General features: G+C 29.8%; 21 protein-coding genes. 16 read left to right on the plus strand and 5 right to left on the minus strand.

The window, feature by feature from the left end; genetic code table 11:
- The first annotated feature begins 209 nt into the window (after positions 1 to 209).
- Positions 210 to 1,493, plus strand: coding sequence for a citrate synthase (locus ACFO3U_RS05780; RefSeq protein ID WP_379739063.1), 1,284 nt, complete (start codon positions 210 to 212; stop codon positions 1,491 to 1,493).
- A 56-nt stretch (positions 1,494 to 1,549) separates the two neighbouring features.
- Here ACFO3U_RS05780 and ACFO3U_RS05785 read toward each other — a convergent pair whose 3' ends face one another.
- A complete protein-coding gene (locus tag ACFO3U_RS05785; protein WP_379739066.1) occupies positions 1,550 to 1,915 on the minus strand; it encodes a hypothetical protein in 366 nt (121 codons plus the stop codon).
- A 152-nt stretch (positions 1,916 to 2,067) separates the two neighbouring features.
- Between ACFO3U_RS05785 and ACFO3U_RS05790 the strand changes: the two genes are divergently transcribed.
- The 3 genes from ACFO3U_RS05790 (at position 2,068) to ctlX (ending at position 4,392) form a co-directional block, all read left to right on the plus strand.
- Positions 2,068 to 2,982, plus strand: coding sequence for a dimethylarginine dimethylaminohydrolase family protein (locus ACFO3U_RS05790; protein WP_379739069.1), 915 nt, complete (start codon positions 2,068 to 2,070; stop codon positions 2,980 to 2,982).
- A gap of 40 nt (positions 2,983 to 3,022) precedes the next feature.
- The gene (locus ACFO3U_RS05795) at positions 3,023 to 3,295 is read left to right on the plus strand and encodes a four helix bundle protein (protein WP_379739071.1); all 273 of its coding nucleotides are present in this window, start codon (positions 3,023 to 3,025) and stop codon (positions 3,293 to 3,295) included.
- Positions 3,296 to 3,456: 161 nt separating this feature from the next.
- The gene (gene ctlX, locus ACFO3U_RS05800) at positions 3,457 to 4,392 is read left to right on the plus strand and encodes a citrulline utilization hydrolase CtlX (RefSeq protein WP_379739074.1); all 936 of its coding nucleotides are present in this window, start codon (positions 3,457 to 3,459) and stop codon (positions 4,390 to 4,392) included.
- A gap of 82 nt (positions 4,393 to 4,474) precedes the next feature.
- Here ctlX and ACFO3U_RS05805 read toward each other — a convergent pair whose 3' ends face one another.
- The 3 genes from ACFO3U_RS05805 to ACFO3U_RS05815 all read right to left on the minus strand — a co-directional run bounded on the left by ACFO3U_RS05805 (position 4,475) and on the right by ACFO3U_RS05815 (position 7,111).
- Positions 4,475 to 5,902, minus strand: coding sequence for an SDR family oxidoreductase (locus ACFO3U_RS05805; RefSeq protein WP_379739077.1), 1,428 nt, complete (start codon positions 5,900 to 5,902; stop codon positions 4,475 to 4,477).
- A 109-nt stretch (positions 5,903 to 6,011) separates the two neighbouring features.
- Complete coding sequence (locus ACFO3U_RS05810; protein ID WP_379739080.1) at positions 6,012 to 6,635, minus strand: MarC family NAAT transporter; 624 nt, start codon at positions 6,633 to 6,635, stop codon at positions 6,012 to 6,014.
- Positions 6,636 to 6,703: 68 nt separating this feature from the next.
- Entirely contained in the window at positions 6,704 to 7,111 is a 408-nt protein-coding gene (locus ACFO3U_RS05815) for a hypothetical protein (protein WP_379739083.1), read from the minus strand.
- Positions 7,112 to 7,209: 98 nt separating this feature from the next.
- Between ACFO3U_RS05815 and ACFO3U_RS05820 the strand changes: the two genes are divergently transcribed.
- The gene (locus ACFO3U_RS05820) at positions 7,210 to 7,569 is read left to right on the plus strand and encodes a CoA-binding protein (protein WP_379739086.1); all 360 of its coding nucleotides are present in this window, start codon (positions 7,210 to 7,212) and stop codon (positions 7,567 to 7,569) included.
- Here ACFO3U_RS05820 and ACFO3U_RS05825 read toward each other — a convergent pair.
- Positions 7,540 to 8,988: a sodium:solute symporter gene (locus tag ACFO3U_RS05825; RefSeq protein WP_379739089.1), complete on the minus strand. Its 1,449-nt coding sequence runs from the start codon at positions 8,986 to 8,988 to the stop codon at positions 7,540 to 7,542. The two genes, ACFO3U_RS05820 and ACFO3U_RS05825, sit on opposite strands and share 30 nt — an antisense overlap.
- Before the next feature lie 77 nt (positions 8,989 to 9,065).
- Between ACFO3U_RS05825 and recR the strand changes: the two genes are divergently transcribed.
- The 11 genes from recR (at position 9,066) to ACFO3U_RS05880 (ending at position 23,451) form a co-directional block, all read left to right on the plus strand.
- Positions 9,066 to 9,686 (plus strand): recombination mediator RecR, encoded by a 621-nt coding sequence (gene recR / locus ACFO3U_RS05830; protein ID WP_379739092.1) that lies wholly within the window; start codon positions 9,066 to 9,068, stop codon positions 9,684 to 9,686.
- 71 nt (positions 9,687 to 9,757) lie between these two features.
- Positions 9,758 to 10,546 carry a polysaccharide biosynthesis/export family protein gene (locus tag ACFO3U_RS05835; RefSeq protein ID WP_379739096.1) on the plus strand — a complete coding sequence of 263 codons (789 nt, stop codon included), beginning with the start codon at positions 9,758 to 9,760 and terminating at the stop codon, positions 10,544 to 10,546.
- A 2-nt stretch (positions 10,547 to 10,548) separates the two neighbouring features.
- Positions 10,549 to 12,978, plus strand: a complete 2,430-nt coding sequence (locus ACFO3U_RS05840) for an exopolysaccharide transport family protein (protein WP_379739099.1) — start codon at positions 10,549 to 10,551, stop codon at positions 12,976 to 12,978.
- 3 nt (positions 12,979 to 12,981) lie between these two features.
- Complete coding sequence (locus ACFO3U_RS05845) at positions 12,982 to 13,971, plus strand: SDR family oxidoreductase (RefSeq protein ID WP_379739102.1); 990 nt, start codon at positions 12,982 to 12,984, stop codon at positions 13,969 to 13,971.
- 282 nt (positions 13,972 to 14,253) lie between these two features.
- The gene (locus ACFO3U_RS05850; RefSeq protein WP_379739105.1) at positions 14,254 to 15,642 is read left to right on the plus strand and encodes a UDP-glucose 6-dehydrogenase; all 1,389 of its coding nucleotides are present in this window, start codon (positions 14,254 to 14,256) and stop codon (positions 15,640 to 15,642) included.
- A 13-nt stretch (positions 15,643 to 15,655) separates the two neighbouring features.
- Complete coding sequence (locus ACFO3U_RS05855) at positions 15,656 to 16,933, plus strand: nucleotide sugar dehydrogenase (RefSeq protein WP_379739108.1); 1,278 nt, start codon at positions 15,656 to 15,658, stop codon at positions 16,931 to 16,933.
- An 885-nt stretch (positions 16,934 to 17,818) separates the two neighbouring features.
- Entirely contained in the window at positions 17,819 to 18,865 is a 1,047-nt protein-coding gene (gene rfbB / locus ACFO3U_RS05860; RefSeq protein ID WP_379739111.1) for a dTDP-glucose 4,6-dehydratase, read from the plus strand.
- A 42-nt stretch (positions 18,866 to 18,907) separates the two neighbouring features.
- Positions 18,908 to 20,308 carry an oligosaccharide flippase family protein gene (locus ACFO3U_RS05865; protein WP_379739114.1) on the plus strand — a complete coding sequence of 467 codons (1,401 nt, stop codon included), beginning with the start codon at positions 18,908 to 18,910 and terminating at the stop codon, positions 20,306 to 20,308.
- Complete coding sequence (locus ACFO3U_RS05870; protein ID WP_379739119.1) at positions 20,305 to 21,297, plus strand: glycosyltransferase family 2 protein; 993 nt, start codon at positions 20,305 to 20,307, stop codon at positions 21,295 to 21,297. The genes ACFO3U_RS05865 and ACFO3U_RS05870 overlap by 4 nt, the downstream gene beginning before the upstream one ends.
- Positions 21,298 to 21,346: 49 nt before the next feature.
- Entirely contained in the window at positions 21,347 to 22,354 is a 1,008-nt protein-coding gene (locus tag ACFO3U_RS05875; protein WP_379739122.1) for a polysaccharide pyruvyl transferase family protein, read from the plus strand.
- Positions 22,351 to 23,451 carry a glycosyltransferase gene (locus tag ACFO3U_RS05880; protein ID WP_379739125.1) on the plus strand — a complete coding sequence of 367 codons (1,101 nt, stop codon included), beginning with the start codon at positions 22,351 to 22,353 and terminating at the stop codon, positions 23,449 to 23,451. Before ACFO3U_RS05875 ends, ACFO3U_RS05880 begins: the two co-directional genes overlap by 4 nt.
- Positions 23,452 to 23,458 lie beyond the last annotated feature (7 nt).

Consider the following 23,458-nt stretch of genomic DNA (forward strand, 5'->3'; position numbering starts at 1 on the left):
ATTTTACGGGTGTATTGTTTTTGACTTTTTTTAAAATTTAATTGATTTCATAGTTTTTTTATCTTGAAAAATATAAATATATATATCTACTTAGCAAGTTTTAAAGAATAATTAACGAAAACGATATCAAATTTTCTTTCTAATTAATAAGGAATTCCCTAATTTTGTGGAATTGATAAAATTCAAGATTTTAAAACCCTAACAATATTATGTCAAAAACGGCTACATTAGAATTAGATGGCAAAAAATATGAGTTCCCTGTAATTGTTGGAACTGAAAATGAAGTTGCTATTGAAGTAGAAACATTACGTGGTGCAACTGGTGCAATAACAATAGATCCAGGTTACAAGAATACAGGTTCATGCAAAAGTGAAATTACTTTTTTAGATGGTGAAGAAGGAATACTTCGTTATAGAGGATATTCAATTGAAGAATTAGCTGAAAAAGCAGATTTCTTAGAAGTTTCTTTTTTATTGATTTTTGGTGAATTACCAACCAAAAATGAATTAGAGAAGTTTGAAAACGATATCAGAAAATACACATTAGTGAATGAGGAAATGAAAAACATCATTGATGGTTTTCCAAAAACGGCTCATCCAATGGGTGTGTTAGCAGCATTAACTTCTGCTTTAACTGCTTTTAATCCAAAATCAGTTAATCCTCATAATGAAAAAGAAATGTATGATGCAGTTTGCAAAACTATGGCTAAGTTTTTAGTGATTGCAACTTGGACTTACAGAAAATCAATGGGTTATCCATTAAACAATTACGATAATACAAAAGGATATGTAGAGAACTTCATGAGATTGATGTTTGAATTACCTACTGAACCTTATAAATTTGACAAAAAAGTTATTGCTGCTTTAGATAAATTATTTATTCTTCATGCAGATCACGAACAAAACTGTTCTACATCTACAGTAAGAATTGTGGGTTCATCTCACGCTGGATTATTTGCTTCAATCTCTGCAGGAGTTTCGGCACTTTGGGGACCATTACACGGTGGAGCAAACCAAGCTGTACTTGAAATGTTAGAAGAAATTCATAACAATGGAGGTGATGTTGCTAAATATGTATTAAAAGCAAAAGACAAAGATGATTCGTTCCGTTTAATGGGATTTGGTCATAGAGTATATAAAAACTTTGATCCAAGAGCAACAATTATTAAAAAAGCAGCAGATGATGTTTTATCAGCTTTAGGAGTTGATGATCCATTATTGGATATTGCAAAACAATTAGAAAAAGTAGCTTTAGAAGACGAATATTTCAAATCAAGAAATTTATATCCAAACGTAGATTTTTATTCTGGAATCATTTATCGTGCTATGGGAATTCCTGTTGGAATGTTTACTGTTCTTTTTGCTATCGGACGTTTACCAGGTTGGATTGCACAATGGAAAGAAATGCGTTTAAACAAAGAGCCTATCGGAAGACCAAGACAAGTTTACACAGGTCACACATTAAGACCTTTCAAAGAAGTTAAAGATAGATAATCACAAAAAAAATCCCGTTTCAATTTAAAACGGGATTTTTTTATAGTATAAGGGAATTAATCAGCTTCTTCGAAAGTATCTTTTTTACCTCTTAATTCATCAAACTTATCTTCAGCTTTATCTACGAATTTTGAAGTGACTTCTTTAGCTTCATCAGCTTTTTCTTCAACCCATTCTGATGCATCTTCTAATTTTTCTTTGGCAGAATCAACAAATTCAGAAACCTTATCACCGATACCCATTTCATCTAACTTATCAGAAGCACCATCAATAAATTTAGAAGCTTTTTCTTTTAAATCTCCAGTTACCTCTGTGGCTTTATCAGCAGCTTTTCCAGCTAAATCTTCAGCTTTGTCGCTAACATTGTCAGCAGTTCCTTTTGCTTTTCCAAAAAGTGAACTAAAAAAACTTGAAATTCCCATAATTAATTTAATTTTAGTTATTTGTTAATCAAATGTATAGAAAACTTTTAAATAAATAAGTTATTTTATAATTATGTGGATAATTAAACTTTTTAATCGTTAAAATGCACATTCAGTTTTTTATCTTTGTACCTATGCCAAAAAGCAATTATATGTTACAATTAAATATAAAAAACGAAACAGCAAGACTAAGAGCAGTAGTTTTAGGATCTGCCAAAAGTAATGGTCCAACTCCAACGGTTGAAGAAGCTTATGATCCAAAATCATTAGAACATATCATCGCAGGAACGTATCCTATAGAAGAAGATATGGTTAATGAAATGGAAGCTTTTAATCAAGTTTTTCAAAAATATGACGTAAAAGTTTTTCGTCCTGAAATGATAGAAAATTACAACCAAATTTTTACAAGAGATATTGGATTTGTAATTGAAGATACTTTTATTAAAGCTAATATTCTTCCAGATAGAGAAAGAGAATTGGATGCAATTCAATATGTAATTGATCAAATAGACCCAAAAAAAGTAGTCCGTCCACCAGAAGAAGTTCATATTGAAGGTGGAGATGTTATGGTTTGGAATGATTACATTTTCATCGGAACTTATAAGGGTTCAGATTATAAAGATTATATTACAGCTAGAACAAATATGGCTGGAGTGAATTATATTAAAGAATTATTTCCAAATAAAATTGTAAAAGAATTTGATTTAGTAAAGTCAAAAATTGAAGCAAGAGACAACGCTTTACACTTGGATTGTTGCTTTCAACCAATTGGAATAAACAAAGGAATCATTTATAAAAGTGGTTTCCGCGAAGAAGCTGATTATATGTATTTGGTTAAGCTTTTTGGAAAAGAAAATTTATTTCACATTACACGTGATGAAATGTATCACATGAATTCAAATGTTTTTTCAATTGCTCCAGATGTTGTAGTTTCTGAAAAAAACTTCACAAGATTAAACAATTGGCTAAGAGAAAACGGTTTTACAGTAGAAGAAATTCCATATGCAGAAATTGCTAAACAAGAAGGATTACTTAGATGTTCAACTTTACCATTAATTAGAGAGTAATTAGTTCTATGTTGTAGGTTGTAAGTTTTAAAATATTACGATGAAAAGTTATAAAGATTTAGAAGTTTATAGTTTGAGTTTAGAATTGTTTTACAAATGTCATTCGATGTCCTTAAAATTACCAAAACATGAACTGTATGAACTTGGAAGTCAATTGAGAAGATCTGCTGATTCAGTAACAACTAATATTGTTGAAGGGTATGGAAGAAAAAGATATAAAGCAAATTTTATAAAATTTTTAACCTATTCTTGGCAAGTAGTTTGGAAACGGTATTTCACATTGAGAAAATTTCAAAACTTTATCCTGAAATAATAGATAGACCTGAAGAATTTATAAATAAATACAACGAATTGAATTCAAAAATTTACAACTTCATAAAATACTTCGAAGAAAATTGGAAAACTTAAAAAGTTATAGACAACAAAAGTAAACTTAAAACTTATAACATATAACTTACAACAAATAACATAAAAATGAAACAAATTACAAATTCTATATTAATGATTCGTCCAGTCGCTTTTCGTATGAACGAACAAACAGCTGTAAATAATTACTATCAAAAAGTTTTAGACAGTTTAACTCCTGAAAACGTAAACGCAAAAGCTCAAGAAGAGTTTGATACTTTTGTCCAAAAACTAAAAATGGTTGGTGTGGATGTAACGGTTGTTGATGATACTAAAAATCCAGATACACCTGATAGTATTTTTCCAAACAATTGGATTTCATTTCACGAAAATGGTGATGTAGCTCTATATCCAATGTTTGCCGAAAATCGTCGTGCAGAAAGAAGAGATGATATTCTTGACTTATTGGAAGAAAAAGGTTTTCAGATGAATAACATAGTGGATTATACATCAGCCGAAGAGGACGAAATTTTCTTAGAAGGAACAGGAAGTTTGTTATTAGACAGAACTAATGGAAAAGCTTATTGTGCTTTATCTCCAAGAGCTGATGAAGAATTAATGATTGAATTCTGTGAAGATTTTGACATGGGACCCATTATTTTTGAAGCCTTTCAAACAGTTGATGGTGAACGAAAATTGATTTATCATACTAACGTAATGATGTGTTTGGGAGAAACTTTTGCTGTAATTTGTGCAGATTGCATTGATGATAAAAGTGAAAGAAAGCAAGTTTTGCAAAGTTTAAAAGAAGACGGAAAAGAAATTATTTTAATTACAGAAGACCAAGTAAACAACTTTGCAGGAAACATGTTGCAATTAAAAGGTACAGATGATAAAAGTTATTTGGTAATGAGTAAATCAGCTCATGAAAGTTTAACAGCTGAACAAATTGAAAAACTGGAAAAACATGCTACGATTTTAAGTTCAAGTTTAGATACTATTGAAGCTTGTGGTGGTGGAAGTGCAAGATGTATGATGGCAGAAATATTTTTACCAAAAAATTAAATTTTTAAAACAAACAATTTTTAAACTCCAAGTTCCAATTAAGCATGTTGGAATTTGGAGTTTTATTTTTTTTGGAATTTTCTCAAGTGGTTTTAGCAATATTTCTAATCATTCCACCAAAAATAAAATAATGAAAAGGAACTAAGCTATACCAATACAATCTGCCCAATAAACCTTTAGGTCTAAAAGTAGCAATTTGATGCAAGACATTGTTTTCGTCAATTCTAAATTCCAACCAAGCTTCACCTGGCAATCGCATTTCGGCAAAAAGCAACAACCTTTTTTCGTCTTTATCTGCTAATAAAACCCTCCAAAAATCTAAAGAATCTCCAGCAGCTATTTCATTTAAATGAGTTCTTCCTCTTTGTAAGCCAACACCACCAACCAGTTTGTCCATAAATCCTCTAATTTCCCACATCCAATTGCCATAATACCAACCTTTTGCTCCTCCAATAGACCAAATGTTTTCTAAAACTTTGGCAGTGTTTTCAACTTTGATTGATTTTTCATCTTTCAAACAACCATAAGTTGGAACTTGAACATAACCAACCAATTCTTTTTTAAAACGGCCACTAATTAAACTGTCTTTCCAACTCGAAACGACTAAATTTTGTTCAATCTTTAAAAAAGCTAATTTAATGGCATCTACATACGAAATGGGTTTTATGTTTAAAATATCTCTTAAACGATTGTCTTTGCAAATTACTTCCATTCGCATACTGTCCACTAAGTTTACGGCTAATTTATAAGATGTAGAAGTTACGAAATAAAGCCAATAGGAAGATAATTTAGGTGTCATTACAGGCAAAGTAAAAATCCAAAGTTTAATGTTTCGAGTTTCAGCATACAGCAGCATCATTTGTTTATAAGTAATAATGTCTGGTCCACCAATATCAAAAGAATCATCATAGCATTTTTCATTTAGCATTACACCAATTAAATACTGAATCACATCTCTAATGGCTATGGGTTGAGATTTAGTTAAAACCCATTTTGGGGTTATCATCACGGGAAGTTTTTCACACAAATCTCTAATGATTTCAAAAGAAGAACTTCCAGAACCTACAATTATAGCTGCTCTTAAAACAGTAGTTTTAAAATTACCTTTGTATAAAACTTCTTCCACATTTAATCTAGATTGTAAATGTTTTGAAAGATACTCTTGATTAACAATTCCACTTAAATAAATAACTTGTTTGACTCCAATTTCATTAAGGTAAGTGTTAAAGTTTTCAGCGGCTTTGGTTTCTAATTCATCAAATTTATCGGTTGATGAGGTCATAGAGTGAATTAGATAAAAAGCAACATCAAATTTTTTAGGAAGATTTTCTAAAATCGGTTCTTCTAAAAAATCAAGTTCCCAAATAGTTATTTTTGCAAGTGTTGCAGCATCAAGACCAAGTCGGTTTTTGTTTCTCACACAACAAACTACATCATGTCCGTTATTTAATAATTCAGGTAATAGTCTTTTCCCAACATAACCGTTTGCTCCAGTGAGTAGAATTCGCATGTATTTCTTTTTTTCTTAAAGTTAAGAAAATTTGAAACACTAAAAGAGGATGACTAAAATTTTAATACTTGTTTAACCCATTACCTATTACCTAATACCCATTGCCTTATTAAATTCCTCTAATAATACTCAAGATAGCACTAATGATGTATTGAATTCCAATTGCAATCGTCAAGAAACCTACAATTCTAGAAATAGCAACAATCCCTGAAGAACCTAAGATTCTTGATAAGAAATAAGCACTTCTTAAAATGATGAAAATAACAACTGCTATCAAAAGAATAGCAATGCAAGAAGCTATAATTTCACCAGTTGTATTGTGTTCTTGATAAAAAGCAATCAATAAAGACATAGATCCTGGTCCAGCAAGCATAGGCATAGCTAAAGGAGTTAAAGCAATATCACTTCTTTCTTGTGCTTCTTCTTCTGTTTTTTTATTGATTCCTTTGTTTTTGCTGAATTTACCGTTAAGTAATCCAAAACCAGAATTAGTAATTAAAATTCCTCCAGCAATTCTTAAAGCAGTAATTGTAATGCCAAAAAAAGATAGCACATATTGACCAACAAAAAAAGAAATCATTAATATGATGAATACATTTATGGCAGTCCATAAAGAAGTTTTGGAAAGTTCAGCTTTACTATATCCTTCAGTTAATCCTACAAATATTGGAACTGTTCCAATAGGATTTAAAATTGAGAATAAGGCTGCAAATAAGAGTAAGAATACTTCCATTTGTTTTTTTACAAATGTAACATAAATTATTTTTTAATTGGTTTTATTAAAAGGTTAATTTATGAGTTTTAAGTCTGTTTCAATTTTTGATTTTCAATCTTTTCTAGAAATTTCATGAATCTATCAGTCTTTTTTGAAATATCAATGCTAATAAAATGATGATCAATATGAAATGTCATAGTGTTACCCGGTTTAAAAATAACCAATTTATAAAAAGGTATAACTAAAGCATAAACTTCAAGTTGTGATTGAAACCCAATAATAATTCCGCTAGGTCTCAGCTCTATGTTGGCATACTTAATAGTATTATTTTTATTCAAAATAGCACTAATTTCTTGACTTGCTTTCACTATAATCATTCCTGTAGAACCAGTGCCTTTCATTTTGATATTCTCTATGATACCAAATGAATTGCCTACCAAATCATTTATTGCTTTCTTGATTTTTTTATCGTTATGTGAGATATTGAAAAGCATTTTTCCTTAAAAATAATTATAAAATTAAAGTTAAATACAACTCTTTGGAAATATTTATAAATTGTTTATTCGTAATTTTGTTTTATTAAATAAAAAACATGAAAAAGACATTAGTAATCGGAGCCTCAACAAACCCAGAAAGATATAGTTTTAAAGCTATTAATAGTTTGGTGAATCACAAGCACACAGTTGTGGCAATTGGTCAGAAAACAGGAGAAGTTGCAGGTGTAAAGATTCAGTCAAAAGCAATTCCTGTTACAAAAATCCATACAGTAACTTTGTATTTAAACGCAATAGCTCAAAGAGATTATTATAATTACATCATTGGTTTAGAGCCAAAAAGAGTAGTGTTTAATCCAGGAACAGAAAATCCAGAATTTTACCAACTTCTCAAAGCTAACGGAATTAAATATGAAGAATCTTGTACGTTAGTTTTGTTGGCTACGAATCAATATTAGTCCTAAGAAAGTTAAGAATCCATTTACCATTAAAATTTCAAACCCAAAGGTATAATTAAACCAAACTTCTCCATAAGCATTTAATAATAGTGAAATTATTACGGCAGAAAGAGCAACTATAGGAACCAATTTATCTTTTACATTCCACTTGGTGAATAATCCAAAACTGTATAATCCTAATAACGGACCATATGTAAATCCTGCAAATTTTAAAACTTTATCAATGATACTTGCATCGTTGAAACCATATTTAAAAATCAGAATTACAATTATGGATACCAATACAAAAGCTAGATGAATTTTCTTTCTAACAGCTATTTGCTTGGCAGCATCATATCTTTTTTCAATATTTAAAATATCAATACTGAATGAAGTCGTCAGCGAAGTCAAAGCACTATCTGCAGAAGAAAAAGCAGCAGCTATTAAACCTAAAATAAAACTAAAAGCTACAATAACTCCCAAATGATTATTGGCTAAAACAGCAAAAAGTTGGTCTCTGTGAGCATCAATTCCGTTTTTCAAAGCATATTCAGTAAATAAAAGTCCTAGAACTAAGAATAGGAAATTTACAAAAGTCAAGACAATGGTAAACCAAAACATATTCTTTTGAGCATCTTTCAAACTTTTGCATGTTAAGTTTTTCTGCATCATATCTTGGTCTAAACCAGTCATTACAATCGCAATAAAAGCTCCAGAAAAGAATTGTTTCCAAAAATATTTAGGAGAACTCAAATCATCAAAAAAGAAGGTCTTAGAAAAATCACTGTCAGCTACATAGGAAGAAATGGAAGAAATATTCAAGCCTAAATCTTGTGAAACAACTACTATACAAATCACTACCGAAACTAACATAAAAAGCGTTTGTAAAGTGTCTGTCCAAATAATAGTTTTTATACCAGATTTATTAGTGTAAACCCAAATTAAAAATATAATTGAAGTTACAGTAACCCAATAAGGAATTCCAAGTGGTTCAAACACCAAAGTTTGCAATACATCAGCCACTAAAAGCAAACGTAAATTAGAACCAACAGTTCTAGAAACAATAAAAAACCAAGCACCTGTTTTATAGGAATAATTTCCAAAACGCTCTTCTAAATAGGTGTAAATAGAAGTTAATTGTAATTTATAATACAAAGGTAAAAGAATAGCACCAATAACAAAATAACCTAAAATGTACCCAATAACAATTTGAAAATAAGCAAACTGAGCAGCTTCAACTTTTCCAGGAACTGAAATAAATGTTACTCCAGAGAGTGACGCTCCAATCATTCCAAAAGCTACTAAATACCAAGGAGATTGTCTGTTAGCTTTAAAAAAAGTATCGTTGTTTTCTTCTGATTTTTTTCCAGTGAAATAAGAAAATAAAATAAGAACTGTAAAATAAACAAGTACAAGAATTAGTATCGAAATTGGTTGCATAGATTCGGTTTTTGTACAAAATTAATAGAATAAAATTAAGTTCAAATTTTTTGTTGAAATAACTATATTTGTAGGGTATGGAATTATCATCAAAGAAATTAGAAAAAGCCGTTAATGAAATGGCTCAATTACCTGGAATCGGAAAACGAACTGCTTTGCGATTAGTACTTCATTTATTAAAACAACCCAAAGAACAAACACAGTTTTTAGCAGAAGCTTTGCAAAATATGCGTGAAGAGATAAAATTCTGCAACAATTGTAATACATTGTCAGATAATGATATTTGTGAAATTTGTGCTAATCCAAAAAGAGACAAATCTATAATTTGTGTGGTGGAAGACATTAGAGATGTAATGGCTATTGAAAACACAGGTTTGTACAAAGGATTATATCATGTTTTAGGAGGAAGAATTTCTCCGATTGATGGTATTGGGCCTTCGCAATTAAGTATTTTTCCAATTGTTGAAAAAGTAAAAGCAGGTGAAGTGAAAGAGCTTATTTTTGCATTAAGTTCCACTATGGAAGGAGACACAACTAATTTTTATATTTACAAGCAAATTCAAGAGTATTCCATAAATGTTTCAACAATTGCTAGAGGAATTGCTATTGGTGATGAATTAGAATACACAGACGAAGTGACCCTAGGAAGAAGTTTATTACACAGAATTCCATTTGAAATGTCCATTAAAAACGCTTAACAGTTTAATATTGCTATATTTATTACCTCTTTTAATCGTTTTGTTTATATTTGCCTACTAATTGTTAAGGAATGAAAATTTTTAAGTTTTTTATACTGTTTGTTGTGGTTTCAACCTTTTTTTCATGTATTCCAAATAGAGACTTAATCTATCTTCAAGACTATGGAAATAAACCAGAAGGCATTGTAATCAATGAATTTGATGCAAAGCCTTATAGAGTTCAAGTTAACGACATTTTAAGCATAAACATAAAAGCACTTGATCAGAAATTGGTAGAGATGTTTAATGCTTCTACTCAACAAAGTCAACAACCTAATACACAGACAATATACTTTTCTGGATATAATGTAAATCAGCATGGTAATATAAGAATACCGGTTTTAGGTGAAATAAATGTTCTAGGTTTTACATTAGAAGAAATAAGAGCAACTATAGAAAAAAAATTAACGGATGAATATTTTACAGCGGAAGCTAGAATATTTGTTACCGTAAAATTAGCTGGGTTCAATTATACGGTTAATGGAGAAATAGCTAGTCCTGGTTCTAAAGTATTGTTTCAAGAAAAAGTTACTATTCTAGAAGCTATTGCTAATTCAGGAGATATTACAATTACAGGAAATAGAAAAGAAGTCCAAATACTAAGAAAACAACCTCATGGTTTTGAAATGTATTCGTTGGATTTAACAGATGCAGAAATAGTTAATTCACCTAATTTCTATATTCAACCTAACGACTACATTATTGTTAAGCCTTTAAAACAAAAGTCTTGGGGAACAGGAACAACAGGTACACAATCTATCGCTACAATAATAACAGCATTATCACTAGTTACCACAACAATTTTATTGCTTAGAAATTAACTATGTTAGATATAAAAGATTTTAATATTCTAGAAACACAAAACAGCTTTGATTTTAAAGGTTTTTTATCAAAGTTAATCAGCTATTGGAAATGGTTTATATTGTGTTTGATTTTGACTTTTACCATTGCATACCAAGTAAATATTCGCAAAGAGAAAATTTATGGAATGGAAACTCTCATTGTGGTGAAAGATGAAAATAACCAACTTTTCTCATCTAACACAAGTTTGGTTTTCAATTGGGGAGGAACATCAGATAAAGTTCAAACCGTTATTACAACTTTAAAATCTAGGTCTCACAATGAGATAGTAGTTAGAAATCTACAGTTTTATATCAATTACTTAAAACAAGGAGAATATAATTTTCTAGATGCTTATGGAGAAACACCTTTTAAAGTAGTTATAGATGAAAATAAAGGACAAGTTGCCAATCAACTTATAAAGATTAAATTTTTAAACCAAAATCAATTTGAACTTTCTACTACGTTTGAAAATTCCATAGCAGAATTATATCATTATAAAGACAATACAAAAAGTAATGTCAAAGTTCCAATAGGTGATTATAAAAGAACTTTTGAGATTAATGAAAAAGTAGAATTACCTTTTTTAAGTTTTAAATTGACCCAAGATTTAATGAATCTTTCTAATTTGAAGCAAGAATATTTTATTAAGTTTTCAGATTTTAATGCAACGGTTGCTAATTATAAAAATGTAGATGTTGAAGCTGATGTAAAAGGAGGTTCAATTATAAAAATAGCAAAGGCTGGTACTAATAAAGCTAGATTAGTTGATTTTTTAAATTCAACGGTTAAGACCTTGAAAAAAAGACAGTTGGATAGTAAAAATCAATTTGCAACTAACACAATTAAATTTATTGATAGCACCTTAGTTGATGTTGAAAAACAAATGAATGAAGCAGAAGGTGATCTTAAAACTTTCAGAAGAGATAAGAATGTGTATATGCTTGATGGAGGTGGAGAAGCTTTAACTTCAAAATTATCAGAATACGATGTGCAAAAAGACATTGTAAATAGAAAATTATCCTATTACAACTTGCTTAAAAATTATCTTGAAAAAAACAATGATTATTCAAAATTACCAGCACCAACTGTAGCCGGAATTGAAGACCCAAACATCATAGGAAATGTTTCTAAATTGATTCAATTATCTACAGAACGCTCGGAATTAGCCTATTCAGTAAAAAATGATAAGATGTTTGCTGATTTTGATGTCCAAATGGAATCTGTAAAAAAGATATTATTAAATAATATTGAAAGTTCAAAAAGTGCTTTGCAAATTGATTTGTCTTTGCTTTCCAGAAATATTAATAACGCAGAGAGTACCATTAGGCAACTACCAGAACAACAGCAAGATTTAATAAACTTTACCAGAAAATTTAATTTAAAAGACAATATTTATACAACTTTTCTCGAAAAAAGAGCTGAAGCAGATATTATTAGAGCTTCTAATTTGTCAGATATCGAATTTATAGATCCAGCAAAAGATGTGGGTGATGGTTTGATTGGTCCAAAAACAGGAGTAAATTACATTTTAGCTTTATTGCTTGGTTTAGGAATTCCATTTGTTATTGTTTTTATTAAAACATTGTTAGATAATTCGATTCACACAACTGACGATATAGAAAAACTGACTAGAATTCCAATTATTGGAGTAATAGGTAAGAATACTGAAATTGGTAATTTAGCTGTTTTCGACAAACCAAAATCGGCTATTGCAGAGTCATTCAGAGGTATTCGTTCTTCATTGCAATTCATTTATAAAAAACAAAAAATAGAAGGGTCAAAAATTGTGATGTTAACCTCATCTATAAGTGGTGAAGGAAAAACATTTTGTAGCATGAATTTAGCTACTGTTTTTGCAATGAGTGGTAAAAAATCTGTTATTGTAGGGTTAGATTTGAGAAAACCTAAACTTTTTGATGATTTTAATATCGATAATAACATAGGTTCAGTAAATTATTTAATAGGCCAAAAGAAATTAAGCGAAATTGTTCAAAACACACATATTCCTAATCTTGATATCATTACTTCAGGTCCAATTCCTCCTAATCCAGCAGAATTAATTATTAGTGATGCAATGAATGAAATGATTGAAGAATTAAAACAGATTTATGATTACATCATTTTAGATACACCTCCAGTTGGCTTAGTATCAGATGCTCTAGAATTAGCTCAATATTGTGATGCAACTTTATATATTGTCAGACAAGAAGTTACCAAAAAAGGGATGTTGTCTGTAGTAAATGAGAAACACAAAAGAGGAGAATTGCATAATATCAGTATTGTACTAAATGATTTCAGAAAAAAATCAAAATACGGATATAACTATGGTTATGGCTATGGAGACTATAGTGAAAATGACTATGAGGAAACCTCCAATAAAAACTTTTTAAAACGATTAATGAAAAAATAGCAGATGAATATTACCAAAAAGAAAATACTCATAACAGGTGGAGCAGGGTTTATTGGATCCAACTTGTGTGAGTATTTTTTAAATAATGACAATAAAGTAGTTTGCTTGGATAATTTTGCTACTGGTCACAAACACAATATTGATAAGTTTTACTCAAATTCTAATTTCACTTTAATTGAAGGTGATATTAGAGATTTGGATACTTGTAAGAAAGCTGTTGAAGGAGCAGATTATGTGTTACATCAAGCAGCTCTTGGAAGTGTGCCTCGTTCCATAAACGACCCTATTACTTCTAATGATGTGAATGTTTCGGGTTTTTTAAATATGTTAGTGGCTTCAAGAGATGCAAAAGTTAAAAGATTTGTGTATGCTGCAAGTTCTTCCACTTATGGAGATTCTAAAGGATTACCAAAAGTAGAAGATGTTATAGGGAAACCATTGTCTCCTTATGCTATTACAAAATACGTCAACGAATTGTATGCAACTATTTTTAGCAATACGTATGGTTTAGAAACGATTGGATTGCGTTATTTCAATGTTTTTGGTAGAAATCAAGATCCAAATGGTGCTTATGCAGCCGTTATTCCTAAATTTGTAGCCCAATTTATCAATCACGAAAGTCCTGTTATAAATGGTGATGGTATGTTTTCAAGAGACTTTACTTACATTGATAACGTGGTTCAAATGAATGAAAAAGCCTTGATGACAAATAACCCAGAAGCGATTAATACAGTTTACAATACCGCTTTTGGAGATAGAACGACTTTGAATGATTTGGTTAATTATTTAAAAGAATTTTTAACAGCGTACGATGCAGAAATAGCCAATGTTGAAGTGATTTACGGGCCAAATAGAGCAGGAGATATTCCGCACTCTTTAGCAAGTATAGATAAAGCAAAAAACTTATTGGGATATAATCCAAAGTATTCGATGAGAGAAGGGTTAAAAGAAGCAGTGGACTGGTATTGGAAAAATTTAGGGAAGAAGGAGTGAGTAGTGAGTGGTGATTGTTAGGATGACTTTTTATATAAGGGAAATAGCTTTATTTGCAAACTTGTCAGGCTTTAAGGGGTTTCACTAATTTGGTTTTACTCTTAAACTTGATGATCAGAGGGAGGAGCTTAAAGAAAGATAAGAAGAAGTTTAAAATAGTTCAAAAGCAAACATACAATTAACCCTCAGTACAAGTTTGCTGATTCATCGGAGTGTATCGAGAACAGTTTTTTAGAAGAAAATAGAATTTATTAAATAGAAAATAGAATTAAATTATAAAAAATGATTAAAAATATATGTTGTATTGGTGCAGGATATGTGGGTGGACCAACTATGGCCATTATTGCACAAAAATGCCCAGGTATTAAAGTTACTGTCGTTGATTTAAATGAAAAAAGAATTGCCGATTGGAACGACCCAAACGTGGAGAATATTCCTATTTATGAGCCAGGTTTAAGTGACGTAGTAGCTGAGGCTAGAGGTAGAAATTTATTTTTCTCAACGGAAGTAGACAAGGCTATTGAGGAAGCTGAAATGATTTTTATATCTGTAAACACGCCAACTAAAACTTATGGTGTTGGAAAAGGAATGGCAGCTGATTTGAAATATATTGAATTATGTGCCAGACAAATTGCACGAGTAGCTAAAACCAATAAGATAGTGGTTGAAAAATCTACTTTACCTGTTAGAACAGCAAGTGCTATTAAAAGTATTCTAGATCATACAGGAAATGGTGTGCAGTTCCAAATTTTATCAAATCCTGAGTTTTTAGCAGAAGGAACAGCTGTAGAAGATTTATTAGCTCCAGATAGAGTTTTAATAGGTGGTGATTCTTCTGAAGAAGGTCAAAAAGCTATACAAGCTTTAGTTGATATTTATGCTAACTGGGTGCCAAAAGAACAAATATTAACAACAAATGTTTGGTCTTCTGAATTGTCTAAATTAACAGCCAATGCTTTTTTAGCTCAAAGAGTTTCTTCTATAAATGCTATGTCTGAATTGTGTGAACGCACTGGTGCTGATGTAAATGAAGTAGCTAGAGCCATTGGAATGGATAGCAGAATTGGACCAAAGTTTTTAAAGTCATCTGTTGGTTTTGGAGGCTCATGTTTTCAGAAAGACATCTTGAATTTAGTTTACATAGCAAAATCATATGGTTTAAATGAAGTAGCTGATTATTGGGAGCAGGTCATCATTATGAATGATCATCAAAAAAGAAGGTTTGCTAAAAATATAATTAAAACATTATACAATACGGTTTCAGGAAAAAAAATTGCCTTTTTAGGTTGGGCTTTTAAAAAAGACACTAACGATACCAGAGAGTCAGCCGCTATTTATGTAGCAGATGATTTGCTTTCAGAACAAGCTCATATAGCTGTTTATGACCCTAAAGTAAGTGAAAACCAAATTTATTTTGATTTGAATTACTTGGAAAGTCGTTCAGAATTAGAAAATAAAAAAGGACTAGAAGTACTTACTGATCCTTATGAAGTATGCAAAGATGCACATGCTATAGCTGTATTGACTGAATGGGATGAGTTTAAAACATACGATTGGCAAAAAATATACAATCAAATGCAAAAACCAGCTTTTGTATTTGATGGAAGAAATTTATTAAACAAAAAAGAATTAGAACAAATAGGGTTTGTGTATCAAGCCATTGGATCATAAAAAAAAACAATTAATGAGTACAAAGATAGCAGTAGTAGGACTTGGATATGTAGGTTTGCCGTTGGCAAGATTATTTGCTACGAAATTTCCTGTTGTAGGATTTGATATAAATCAAAATAGGATTAATGAATTAAATGCAGGTAAAGACAATACATTGGAAGTAGAAGATAGTATTTTACAAAAAGTATTAGTAAAAACACCTTCTGATGCAAATGGATTATATTGCTCAGCTAATTTAGAAGATATTAAAAACTGTACCTACTATATAGTTACAGTCCCAACTCCTGTAGATAAAAATAACCGACCTGATTTAACCCCTTTATATAAGTCGAGTGAGACTGTTGGAAAAGTGCTTAAAAAAGGTGATATAGTAATTTATGAATCTACTGTTTATCCAGGTGTAACTGAGGAAGAGTGTATTCCTGTTTTAGAACGTGTGAGTGGGTTGAAGTTTAATGTTGATTTTTTTGCAGGTTATTCCCCAGAACGCATTAATCCAGGTGATAAAGAGCATACGGTTGAAAAAATATTAAAAGTAACCTCAGGATCTACTCCAGAAATTGGAAAAAAAGTAGATGATTTGTATAAAAGTGTAATCACAGCTGGCACTCATTTAGCACCTACCATCAAAGTAGCTGAAGCCGCAAAAGTTATTGAAAACTCGCAACGCGATATTAATATTGCTTTTGTAAATGAATTGGCTAAAATTTTTAATTTATTAGATATCAATACCCACGATGTTTTAGAAGCTGCTGGAACCAAGTGGAATTTCTTGCCTTTTAAACCAGGATTAGTTGGTGGACATTGTATTGGGGTTGACCCATATTATTTGGCACAAAAAGCCCAAGAAAAAGGCTATCATCCTGAAATTATTTTAGCAGGAAGACGATTAAATGATAGTATGGGAGAATATGTGGCTTCTCAAGTGGTTAAATCTATGATTAAAAAAGGAGTCACTGTTAATGGAGCTACTTTATTAATGTTAGGAATTACTTTTAAAGAAAATTGTCCAGATGTGCGTAATACTAAAATTGTGGACGTTATTGCTTCATTAGAAGAATATGGTATAGCAGTTACAACTTATGATCCATGGGCAAATCCTGCAGAAGTGCAACACGAATATAAAATTACAAGCACGAATGAGATTCCAAGTCAAAAATTTGATGCAGTTGTGTTAGGTGTTTCACACAAAGAATTTTTAGGATTGGATATTCCGTCATTACAAAAAGAGAATAGTGTTTTATATGATGTAAAAGGAATTTTAGGAAACAACGTAGATGGTAAACTTTAATTGTTTTTAATATAGAGTATTTAAGGCCTTGCTTATTGCAGGGCTTTTTTTTGGAACACAGATTAGAGAAATTAAAAAAAATTTTATAATCTTTTTTAATTTTAATTGCTTTAATCTCTAACTCACAACCGACTGCCTCTCCACAAACTTGTCACCCTGTAAGGGTCTCACTTTTTAGGTTTTCATAACAACGGTTCTCGATACATCCTGATGAATCGGGACACTCAAACTGACGGTTGGGATTGCGTTTGGTTTTTATAAGAACGAAATGCCCCACAAACTTGTCACCCTGTAAGGGTCTTGCCTAAACATTGTTCGTTAGAACTTAATTATCATGATACCACAAATTTTCATAACAACGGTTGTCGATACATCCCTATGAATCAGGACACTCAAACTGACGGTTGGGATTGCGTTTGGTTTTTATAAGAACGAAATGCCCCACAAACTTGTCACCCTGTAAGGGTCTTGCCTAAACATTGTTCGTTAGAACTTAATTATCATGATACCACAAATTTTCATAACAACGGTTCTCGATACATCCCGATGAATCGGGACACTCGAACTGACGGTTGGGATTGTGATTGGTTTTTATAAGAACAAAATGCCTCGCAAACTTGTCATCCTGTAAGGTCTCACTTTTTAGGTTTTCATAACAACGGTTCTCGATACATCCCGATGAATCGGGACACACGAACTGACGGTTAGTATTACGTTTTATTATATTAGAACACCTTAAAATTAATTTATATATTACCTTATAACTAACAATAAGTTACAGTTACAACCTTTATTAAGGTTATTAATTTGTAAATAGGCTTTATAACTCACAAATAAAGTTTATTTTTGCAAATTATCGTTATTTACATTGTTAATTTCATATGCATGAAAAATATACTTATAACTGGAGGAGCTGGTTTTATTGGCTCACACGTGGTAAGAAGATTTGTTACTCAATACCCAAATTATCATATTTATAATTTAGATGCCTTGACTTATGCAGGAAATCTTGAAAATATTAAGGACATTGAAAACCAATCGAACTATACTTTTGTAAAAGGAGATATTCTTAACGAAACTTTTTTAGAGGAATTATTTGCTAAGTATCATTTTGACGGAGTACTACATTTAGCAGCAGAATCTCATGTAGACAGATCGATTACTGACCCTTTGGCATTTGTTAAAACCAATGTAATTGGAACAATGAACTTGTTAAATGTATGCAAAAAGCATTGGAAGGATAATTTTGAAGGCAAACGATTTTATCACATTTCAACCGATGAGGTATATGGAACATTAGGAGAAACAGGTCTTTTTACTGAAACAACAGCTTATGATCCAAATTCTCCTTATTCAGCCTCAAAAGCAGCTTCTGATCATTTTGTTAGAGCTTATGGAGAGACTTATGGATTGCCTTATGTGATTACGAATTGTTCTAACAATTATGGGCCTAATCACTTTCCAGAAAAATTAATTCCATTGTTTATAAATAATATAATTGAGAAAAAACCTTTACCAGTTTACGGTGATGGAAAATATACGCGTGACTGGTTGTTTGTAGAAGATCATGCCGTGGCTATTGATTTGGTTTTTCATGAAGGTAAAAATTATGAGACCTACAATATTGGAGGATTCAATGAATGGCAAAATATCGATTTGGTAAAACTATTGTGTCAACAAATGGATGCCAAATTAGGAAGAGAAGTTGGTGAGTCTGAACAATTAATCACTTACGTAAAAGACCGACCAGGACATGATTTACGCTATGCGATTGATGCTTCCAAAATCAACAAAGAACTAGGTTGGAAACCATCAGTAACCTTCGAACAAGGCTTGGCTAAAACTATTGATTGGTATTTGGCTAATGAAAAATGGTTGAAAAATGTTACTTCTGGAGAATATCTGAAGTATTATGAGGAGCAATATAAATAAAAGTTACTTTCTGAAAGTTAATTAAACAAATCAAACGAATAATTGAAAGAAACTAAAAGTCTATTAAGTCTAACAATTCTTTATACTGTAGGAAATCTATCTTCTAAAGTAATTAGTTTTGTATTGGTTTTTTTTACAACTTTTTATCTTTCAAAAGAAGATGTTGGGGCTTATGATTTAATTCTTATAACGTTAAGTTTAATTAGTCCTTTTGTAACTTTTCAACTTACAGATGCTGCATTGCGATGGCTTTTGGACAATGATAAAGAAGAAAATAGTAAAAAAGTATTTTCAACAATCACAGCGATTTTTTTAGTTTCACATAGTATATTATATGTTTTAATGTTTATATATGATTACTTTTTTTCCATAAAATATTTTAACCTGCTTTTTACTTTAGTACTTTTTCAGTCTATATATTTGTTTTTGTTGCAATGTATTCGTGGTTTAGGAAAAAATAAGATGTATGTAGGTGTTGGATTGATTAATACTTTTATTTACGTAAGCTTAGCAATTATTGCTTTAGCCATTTTTAATTTTAAAGTAGAAGGTTTAATATATGCTAGCATAATTGCAGGATTAGTTACTAGTATAATTCTTTTATTTTCAGGTAAATTATACACATTATGGGATTCTAAAAGTGTTACGGTTGAATTTAGTAAAACACTATTACTTTATTCAGTTCCTCTAATTCCAAATTCATTAAGTTGGTGGGCTATTTCTTCTGCAAATCGCTATATAATATTATTGTATTTAGGAGCAGCTGCAAATGGAATATTTGCAATAGCTTATAAATTACCTACTATTTTATTAATGTTTGTAAATATATTTTATTTAGCTTGGCAAGAAAAATCAATATTGAGTTATGAAAGAGAAGACAGAGACGAATATTATACTACAGTATTAAAGAAATACATTCGCATATTGTTTTCCATATCAATTTTGATAGTTGCTACCAATAAAATAGCCTTGTCTTATATTGTAAGTAAAGAATTTTTTGAAGCATGGCAATATACTCCTATATTGTTGTTAAGTATTATTTTTAGTTCAATCGCTGGGTTTTATGGTACAGGATATCTAAGTGCTAAAAAAACAAGAGGAGCTTTAACTAGTAGCCTTTTTGGAGGAATTGCAACAGTTGGTTTGTCTTTTTTACTAATCCCTAAGTTTGGTTTATTTGGTGCAAGTTTTGCAATTGTATTTGGATATTTAGTATTGTTGATAATTAGAATCATTCACATGAAGAATATATTTTCAATAATTTTTCCATATAAATTGGTAATAATAATGTCTTTTTTATTGATATTAGTTTCCGTTTTGAATTATGGGAATAATTACGTTTTATTTGGGAATGTTTTATTAGCTATTATTTTGTTAGCTTTTATTAATAAAAAAGAATTAATTGAGATGAGAATATTAATTCAAAACAAGTTTGGAAGATGATTTCAATTATAATGCCCGTTTACAATGTTGAAAAATACATTGCTAAAAGTATTCAAAGTGTTTTAAATCAAACTTATCAAGATTTTGAGCTTTTGGTTATTATTGATGGTTCACCTGATAATAGTAAACAGATTGCTGAAACATTTAATGATGAAAGAATTACTATTTATGAAAAATCAAATGGAGGACTTTCTGATGCAAGAAATTATGGGTTAAAAAGAGCTAAAGGAGAATTTGTTTATTTTTTAGATAGCGATGATTGGATTGAGCCAACATTATTACAAGATACTATTTGCGTTTTTGATAAAAAAGAAATTGATTTAGTAATCTTTGGTTATTTTTTAGACAATGAAGATTTAGAAGGAAATTTAATATCAACTAAAGAAATATCAACCAAAGATATTCAATTTGATAAGGATTTAAATAATTTAGATTTAGACGAAAAAACTTTAAATATATTAGGCTATGCTTGGAATAAATTATATAGAATTAGTTTTTTGAAAAATAATAATATTATTTTTGACAAAGGTGTTTCATTGGTTGAGGATATTTTATTCAATTCAAAAGTATATAAGAATTCAAATACATTAACTTTCATAAATAAAAGATTATATCATTACATTAATAGACCATCTGAATCTTTAATTAAAACATTTCATAAAAATTCATTTGAATTATATCTAGAAAAGAGTAATTCAATTGAAAGCTTTCTTGATTCATGGAATATTTCAAATGATAAAAAAAATAAAATTTTAGCTTCAGTTATTGTATCAGGAATTAGATATTGTGTGAACAATTTATTTGCCTTTAAAAATGATTTAAATGAGGGACAAAAAATCGCTTACATAAAAATGATGTTGCATAATGCTGACACACAAAAGTTTATAAAATCTTATGATGCTATTTCTTCATTTGATAAATTGTATAAAAAAATAATTAGTAATAAAGCAGTCTTTCTATTGTACCTGCTTTGCAAAATAAAAAAATAAAATGTTTTTAAGTAAATATATTTCATTCGAAAATAAAACAAGGATTCTTTTGTTTTTACAAAAATTTAAAAGCCAAAATTCTTTTTCATTTTTAAAAGGTAATACAGCAAAAAAGGCTTTTGTTTTTTTAGCAGCTGATTATGGAAATTTAGGAGATGTTGCCATTACTTATGCACAAACTCAATTTTTAAAAAATTCACTACAAGGCTATGAAGTTATTGATGTACCAATTAGTAAGACACTAGAAGGAATCTCTATGATTAAAAAAACAATAAAAAATAGTGATATTGTTACCACTGTTGGTGGAGGAAATTTTGGGGATTTATATGATCAAATTGAGTTTTATCGTCAGCTGGTTGTGGAAAGTTTTCCCAATAACAAAGTAGTTTCTTTTCCTCAGACTATGGATTTTTCAAATTCAGAAAAAGGGAAAAAAGCATTAATGCAAGCTAAAAAATGTTACAGTAAGCATAAGAACATGATTTTTATTGCAAGAGAGCAAATGTCATTTAATATGATGCAAGATAATTTTACAAATAATACTATTATTTTAACTCCAGACATTGTTATGAGTTTAAATAAAATGAAACCTGAACTTGAAAGAAAAGGGGTTGTGTTGTGCTTGAGAGATGATGACGAAAAGTTATTGAAACCTAATGAAAAGGCAAAACTTTTAGAGTTAGTTGATGAAAACTTTGAAGTTAAAAGCAATTATGATACACACATCAATAAAAATAATTTAAGTATTGAAGAACGAATTGATGAACTAGATAAAATTTGGACTGCCTTTAAAAAAGCAGAATTAGTAATAACAGATAGGTTGCATGGAATGATTTTTTGTTATATAACTAAAACTCCTTGTTTGGTATTTCAAAATAATAACCATAAAGTAAAAGGTTCATACCAATGGATTAAAGATAAGAGCAATATAAAATTAATTGATAATTTTTCAGAAAGTGAAATAAATGACTTTCTAAAGAATCAAGAATTTTCAGAATTGAATTTTCAAACTTTAAAACATGATTTTAATGTTTTAACAAACTTATTAAATTCATGAAACGAATACTACATATAACAGGCTCAATGAATAGGGCTGGAGCAGAAACAATGTTGATGAATTTATACAGAGAAATTGATAGAACAGAATATCAATTTGATTTTGTGGTTTTTACTAATAAAAAAACTGATTATGAAGATGAAATCATTTCATTGGGTGGTAGAATCTATAAAATAAATGAATCAAACCCATTAAAAAGATTTAAAGCTTTAAAACATTTATTTATAACTAATGAAGATTATCAAATAGTTCATTGTCATACAAATTTCAGTAATGCATTACATTTATTAGCTGCTAAGTTTGCTAAGGTTAAAAAAAGAATAGCACACTCACACAATACTGTTGATAAATCTCACAACAAAACAATCAGATTTTTTTATCATTCAATTTCAAAATTTATTATCAATAATGTTGCGACACATTTTGTTTCATGTGGACAAGAAGCCAGTGATTTGTTATTTTATAAAAATAAAAAAGTTCTATTAATTCCAAACTCTGTAGATGTCACTTCATTGTCAAATTTTGAAAACACACATAAGAATTATGTTAATGAAATGTTTAATTTAGAAAGTACAGTTTTAAAGTTGATCCAAGTAGGCAGATTTCAAAATGAGAAAAACCATGAGTTTACTATAGAAATAGCAAATTTGTTAAAATCTAAAGGAGTCAATTTTAAAATGTTTTTTTTAGGTGTTGGAGAATTAGAGCACATTTTAAAAAATAAAGTAAGTGAATTAAATCTTGAAAAAGAAGTTGTTTTTCTAGGTATAAGAAGTGATGTGCCTGAATTTATGGCAGGTTCAGATATATTATTAATGCCGTCTTTATACGAAGGTTTTCCTGTCGTTTTGGTTGAGTCTCAAGCCGTTGGAATTCCTTCATTGATATCGGATTTAATTTCTCGAGAAGTTGATTTGGGTGTAGGAAAGATATTTTTTGAAGACATTACTAAACCACAAATTTGGGTTGATCAGATTAATAATGTTATGAATTCAAAAAAAATATCTACAATTGATAGATTAGATATAATAACAAAAAAAGGTTTTGATACAAAAAGTAATGTTCAATTTTTATTGGAATTCTATAATTCAAATTAAATATATA

Source organism: Flavobacterium ponti, from assembly GCF_042652765.1.
GTDB classification, from domain to species: domain Bacteria; phylum Bacteroidota; class Bacteroidia; order Flavobacteriales; family Flavobacteriaceae; genus Flavobacterium; species Flavobacterium ponti.